This is a genomic window from Kurthia massiliensis (genome assembly GCF_000285555.1).
Classification (GTDB): Bacteria; Bacillota; Bacilli; order Bacillales_A; family Planococcaceae; genus Kurthia; species Kurthia massiliensis.
The window spans coordinates 21,476-27,970 of record NZ_HE611000.1; the positions used below are offsets into that span (position 1 = coordinate 21,476).

Below are 6,495 nucleotides of genomic sequence, written 5' to 3' on the forward strand. Positions count from 1 at the left end.
ACAATTCGGAGCTTTCTATATCATAAGGAGAGTATGTTCTTTGTTCAAATAATTCGTATATTAATTACATTGAGGTGCTTTTTGATCAAACTCAATTTCAAAGCCTAAATCCTTTAACATTAAGTAATCAGCGTTTTCTTCTTGCCCTTCCGTTGTTAAATAATCTCCAACGAAAATTGAATTCGCTACGTATAAACCGAATGGCTGTAACGAGCCTAAGTTCACTTCTCGACCACCCGCAATACGGATTTCCTTTGTTGGATTGATGAAACGGAATAACGCTAATACTTTTAAACAGTAGCGTGTATCTAAATCCTTCGTACCTTCTAGCTTCGTACCATCAATTGCATTTAAAAAGTTAACTGGAATCGAATCCGCATCTAATGCATGTAAAGCATATGCAATATCCACTACATCTTGCTTCGTTTCACGCATCCCTACGATGGCACCAGAACATGGTGATAAACCATGTTTCTTTGCAATTTCTACCGTATTTACACGGTCTGCGTATGTATGTGATGTTGTAATATAGTCATGGTGTCGAGCAGATGTATTTAGGTTATGGTTATAACGATCTACTCCCGCACCTTTTAATTGCTCTGCTTGCTCATCTTTTAATAACCCCAGGCAAGCACATACTTTTAAGCCATATTGCTCCTTAATTTCTTTTACAGCTTCACTTACAACATTTACGTCCTTACGTGTTGGGCCACGGCCACTTGCTACGATGCAAAATGTACCGATTTGATTTTCGTATGCTTTTTTCGCACCCTCTAAAATTTCTTCTTTTGTAATAAACGGATACTTTTCAATCGGCGCTGACGAAATAGATGACTGTGAACAATAACCACAGTTCTCTGGGCAATAGCCACTTTTCGCATTTAAAATCATATTAAGTTTTACTTTTTTCCCATAGTAATGTTTACGAATTGTGAATGCTGCATGTAATAATGGCAATAAGTCGTCATCATCTGTATGCAAAATTTGTAGTGCTTCTTCATTTGAAAGTAACTTTCCGTCAATTACTTCCTGGGCTAATGTGTTCCAGTTCATGTTGAAATCCCTCGCTTAAGCAATATTTTCTCCTACGGCAACTTCTTACCTATCTCTTCAATTTAAAATTATCCCTGTATCAATCAGACATAAATTCACTTAGAAAATCAAATTATCAAAAACCGTTTAAACTATGTTTCACCATTCTTTATGTTAACCTAGATTAAAAACAGGTTAACATAAATATAGTTTTTCAATAATTTTCTGTCAATAGTATTCGAAAAATTTTTCACAGCATTATTTTTTCGTTAACCGAATTTAAAAATAGGTTTACATAAATTCAATGATGTACTACAATGTTTCTCAAGGTCATAAGGAAGTAGTGATTTAATTGTTAAAGAAAGGTAAAACACAAGAATTATCTTTAATAGCCATGTTAGCAGCCATCATTGTCATCACAGGAATCTTCAAAATCCCGTCTCCAATGATCGGAACAGAATTTCAACTTTCTGCGCCTATTGCGGTTATTATTGCTGCTTTGTTTGGATTCAAGCGCTATCTTTATGCAGGATTAATCGCAAGTGGCGTTAGCTTATTAATTGGCAGCCATACAATTACCAACGTACTGGTTGCAATGTTTTTTCGACTTATTGCAGGAGGAACAATCGGACTATTCGGTACAAGTATGCTTGTCTTAATCATTGCAGGCCCACTCGGTACACTCGTAGCTCGTTTTGTATTAGCTAGTTTGTTAGAAATTAGCCCTGTAATTTTAATTACTGCTGCTTTACCCGGTATGATTTTCACTGCAACTGTGACGTTTTTCATCTATCCGATTGCACTGAAAATTCTTCAACGCACACCTTTTCAATATTTTTTAGTTCACGCAAAACAAGGAGTTGGCTTACATGGATCTATTCAGCTTAAAAATGCGCGCAAGTCAAAATAAAGGGCGGCAATCGACACATATTTCAGGCGCTGAAAAAATTGTGCGTTCAAATGAAATCTATCAAGAAACTACCTCCTTGCTTCGCCGAGCACTCACTCGCCCTTTAGGAGAAGCTGATTTTATTAATATTAAGCTAGAAAGGACTGCTGATGATGAAATTATTTATTTAAATGCTTTACCTGTACAAACAGTAGAAGTCACGCATGTAGAAGAAGGCTTACAAGAGGCGCAGAAACGATTAGAACAGCTTGGCGCTTTAACTAACGAGCGTATACTAGATCTGTTATTGCAAGCCCCAGCCATGCGAGGTGCGATGATACTGGATATCGATACACTTACACGCTTAGAGCCCGACCAAACACGAGGCGTACGTGCTACTTACATGGACAAAGTTAAACAGTGTTCTTCAATCAATTATTTAGATAAAAATCACTTTGAGGAAGCCCTTGTTCTAGCAACAAAGGTGGCACATGCACCGAATATTATCGGAGAAATTTGTATTTCAGATGACCCTGATTATGTAACAGGCTACGTTGCTTCGAAAAAATTTGGGTATGTGCGTATAACAAAACTTAAACATTTTGGAAGTCATCTAGGCGGTCGAATTTTTTTATATAAGCAAACAGAAGGCACTTTGCAGGATACGATTCGTTATTTACAAGAGCAAAAAGTACTCGTACAATTCGAGCAATCGCCAAAACCTAATAAATGGGCAAAAATCGATGAAAGCTTAGAGCAATTGAAAAATCTTAACCTTTACCGAACGACGAAAGAAATTCATTCTGCAGCTGATCCTCACGTTTTATACAATAAGCAACAGGTCGCAATGATGGCCTCAAATAATTACTTGAATTTTGCTAATGATGAACGAGTAAAAGCTTATGCCCTAAGTGTTGGACAAACATTTGGAATCGGATCAGGTGGTTCTCGCCTAACAACCGGTACAACTACAGTTCATAATACTTTAGAACAAAAACTAGCCGTATTTAAAGGTACAGAGGATGCACTTGTCTTTAACAGTGGTTATGTCGCAAATGTTGGAATTATTTCAGCTCTTTGCTCAAAAGATGATGTTATTTTTAGCGACGAACTCAATCATGCCAGTATTATTGATGGCTGCAAAATGAGTCAAGCGCAAATTGTCGTATATAAGCATAATGATATGCAGGATTTAGAGGAAAAAGTGCGTCAACATGCAGGCTGTCGTGGCTTGATTGTAAGTGATGCCGTTTTTAGTATGGATGGAGATATTGTACATTTACCGGAGCTCTTACGTATCGCCAATCAATATGAGTTATTTTCCATGATTGATGAGGCCCATTCAACAGGCGTACTAGGGCAAACAGGTCGAGGGATTTGTGAACATTTTGGCTTGACCCAAAAGCCTGATATTTTGATGGGAACACTCAGTAAGGCGTTAGGTGGTGAAGGTGGCTTTGTATGTGGCGAAAAACGTTTGATTGAATTTTTGAAAAATAAAGCACGCAGTTTTATTTTTTCAACGTCACTTTCTCCTGTTACAATGGCATCTTCAATCGCTGCACTCACATTGCTCATGGAAGAGGAGTCTAAACAAGTGCAAAAGCTCCAACAAAACATTCGCTATTTCAATGCTTGTTTAGCTCGTCATGGCATTCATACTCGCTCAGAAACAGCTATTTTCCCCATCATCATTGGAGATGAGAAAAAAGCGATGCACATTTCTGAAACATTATTAGAGCAAGGCTACTATATATCTGCTATTCGTTATCCAACCGTTGCAAAAGGCAGTGCACGATTGCGCATTGCTTTAATGGCAGACCATACACAACAACAATTGGACGATGTCGCATCTTCTATTGGGCAGTTAGTAAAGGAGATTTAAACATGACTAAAGGTATTTTTATAACAGCAACAGGGACGGAAGTTGGCAAAACATATGTCACAGCACTAATGGTAAAAAAAATGCGTGAAAGTGGCTTTCAATGTGGATACTACAAAGCAGCTATGAGTGGCAACGAACGAACACAAGAAGGTTTAATTCCAGGAGATGCTAAGTATGTTAACGACATCGCAAATCTTGATGAACCGTTGGATAATCTTGTTTCCTACGTCTACGAAGAAGCAGTTTCGCCACATTTAGCCGCAAAGCTTGAAGGAAAACCTGTTGATTTAGCCGTTGTTACAAAGGATTATGCAGCTACTTGTGAAAAATATGATTATATGGCGGTCGAAGGTAGTGGCGGTATCGTCTGTCCCATTCGTTGGGATGAACAACAGCTTTTGTTAGAGGACATTGTGCAACATTTACAGCTATCAACAATTGTTGTGGCAGATGCCGGACTTGGCACTATTAACTCCGTTGTTCTCACCGTGTCTTACTTACAACAAAAAGGCATTGGCACGAAAGGTATTATTTTAAACCACTATGACACGAAAGATATAATGAAAGTCGATAATAAAGCAATGATTGAACAATTAACAAATGTCCCTGTCATTGCTTGTGTACAATCGGATGCAACTGATTTAGACATTAACCTAGAGCACTTAGCAGCATTATTTGCATAAACTTTTGCGAGAGAAGGATTAGCATGAACTTAGTGGAAAAAGATTTAAAATACATCTGGCATCCCTGCTCACAGATGAAGGATTACGAGGAATTGAAGCCCATCGTCATTGACCGTGGTGAAGGTGTTTACTTATATGACAAGGATGAGCAAGCCTACATCGACATTGTCAGCTCTTGGTGGTGTAATTTACTAGGGCACAAAAACCCAACGATTACCGCAGCCATTAAAGCACAACTTGATCGCCTAGAGCATGTTATTTTTGCAAACTTTACACATGAACCAGCTATTATGCTTTGTGAACAATTAGCAGAAATTGTGCCAGCTAATTTAACAAAATTCAACTTCTCAGATAATGGCTCTGCAGCTGTAGAAGCTGCTTTGAAAATGGCTTTCCAATACCAGTACCAAACAGGGCATCCCGAAAAAACGAGATTTATGTGCTTTACAGATGGCTATCATGGCGAAACGATAGGCGCCCTTTCTGTTGGTAGCTTAGATTTATATGCGAAAATTTACAACCCGATGCTGATGGATACGATTCGCATTGAAGCGCCGGACTGTTACCGTTGCCCATTTGGTAAAACACGTGATAACTGTCAGGTAGAATGCTTCTCACAAGCTGAAAAAGCATTCGAACAGCATGGGCATGAAACATGTGCAATGATTGTTGAACCGCTTTTACAAGGTTCTGCTGGGATGCGTATGTATCCTCCGCTTTATTTAAAAAAGCTTCGTCAACTATGTGATGACTACAATGTATTATTAATTGCCGATGAAATTGCCACAGGCTTTGGTCGAACTGGCAAAATGTTTGCCTTTGACCATACAGAAGTAAGTCCCGATTTAATGTGTGTTTCAAAAGGCCTTACAGGTGGTTATATGCCTATGGCGATTACAATTACAACGGACAAAATTTACGATGCCTTTTATGCAGAATATCGTGAAGGCAAGGCATTTATGCATAGCCATACATACAGTGGCAATCCACTCGGCTGTTCTGCTGCGTTAGCTGTTCTAAACGTATTACGTGAAGAAAATATTTTAGAGAAAGCTGCAGTTCGTGCCGACTATTTAACAAAAGCCTTATTTGATACACTCGGACAACACCCAAATGTAGGTGAAATCAGACACCTTGGCTTAATTCATGCCATTGAACTCGTAGAAAATAAGCAAACAAAAAAACCATTTGATGCATCGCTTCGAACAGGCTATCAGATTTATAAAAAAGCCTTGCAAAAAGGATTAATTTTACGACCGTTAGGCGACGTTTTATACTTTAATCCTCCGCTTATTATCAACGAACAAGAAATTGATGAAGCCATTGCCATTTGTTTCGAAGCGATGAGAGAAATTTTAGGTTAGTAATGATGCGTGTCAGTTTTGAAGTGACCCCTAATTGTTAGACACGGTTATTTCGTTTAAGCAGCTTGTATAAAATGAGTTCGGTATTGTACCGGGCTCATTTTTAATTTTGCCTTAATTCGTTTTGTGTTGTAATAATTTATATATTTCTTTAGTTCTTCTTTAAATTGATCGACACTTTCAAATTCCTTTAGGTAGAGAAATTCCGATTTCATAATGCCAAAGAAATTCTCCATCACGGAATTATCATGACAATTTCCTTTACGAGACATACTTTGTACGATGTCCCTTGATTGAAGCGCATCACGATATGGCTTCATTTGATAATGCCATCCTTGATCAGAATGCATCCGTAGTTGGTGCTCTTCTGGTAAACGCTCTAAAGCCTTTTCTAACATCTCTGAAACTAAAGAATACGTTGGTCTAGAGCCGATTGTATAGGTAATAATTTCACCATTAAACAAGTCTAAAACAGGTGATAAATAAAGCTTCTCTCCAAATAGTTTAAACTCCGTAATATCCGTTACCCACTTCTCATTTGGCGCTTCAGCTTTAAAATGACGATTTAAAATGTTTGGCGCAATTTTACCAACTGTTCCTTTATAAGATTTATATTTTTTCATACGCACCATATATTTTAAG

Annotated in this window: 6 protein-coding genes; 4 read left to right on the forward strand and 2 right to left on the reverse strand. The window is 38.0% G+C overall.

Annotation, left to right across the window (positions count from 1 at the left end; genetic code table 11):
• Positions 1–60 precede the first annotated feature (60 nt).
• A complete protein-coding gene (bioB, locus tag KMHG_RS11535) occupies positions 61–1,053 on the reverse strand; it encodes a biotin synthase BioB (protein ID WP_010289688.1) in 993 nt (330 codons plus the stop codon).
• A gap of 331 nt (positions 1,054–1,384) precedes the next feature.
• On the opposite strand from bioB, the gene KMHG_RS11540 reads away from it, so the two are divergent.
• The 4 genes from KMHG_RS11540 to bioA are packed head-to-tail and all read left to right on the forward strand — an operon-like array spanning position 1,385 to position 5,853.
• Entirely contained in the window at positions 1,385–1,942 is a 558-nt protein-coding gene (locus KMHG_RS11540) for a hypothetical protein (protein ID WP_010289689.1), read from the forward strand.
• Entirely contained in the window at positions 1,902–3,806 is a 1,905-nt protein-coding gene (gene bioF, locus KMHG_RS11545; protein WP_010289690.1) for an 8-amino-7-oxononanoate synthase, read from the forward strand. The genes KMHG_RS11540 and bioF overlap by 41 nt, the downstream gene beginning before the upstream one ends.
• Before the next feature lie 2 nt (positions 3,807–3,808).
• Positions 3,809–4,489, forward strand: a complete 681-nt coding sequence (gene bioD, locus KMHG_RS11550; RefSeq protein ID WP_010289691.1) for a dethiobiotin synthase — start codon at positions 3,809–3,811, stop codon at positions 4,487–4,489.
• 23 nt (positions 4,490–4,512) lie between these two features.
• The gene (bioA, locus tag KMHG_RS11555; RefSeq protein ID WP_010289692.1) at positions 4,513–5,853 is read left to right on the forward strand and encodes an adenosylmethionine--8-amino-7-oxononanoate transaminase; all 1,341 of its coding nucleotides are present in this window, start codon (positions 4,513–4,515) and stop codon (positions 5,851–5,853) included.
• A gap of 56 nt (positions 5,854–5,909) precedes the next feature.
• Here bioA and KMHG_RS11560 read toward each other — a convergent pair.
• A partial coding sequence (locus tag KMHG_RS11560) for an IS3 family transposase (protein ID WP_010289693.1) occupies positions 5,910–6,495 on the reverse strand: 586 nt, incomplete at its 5' end.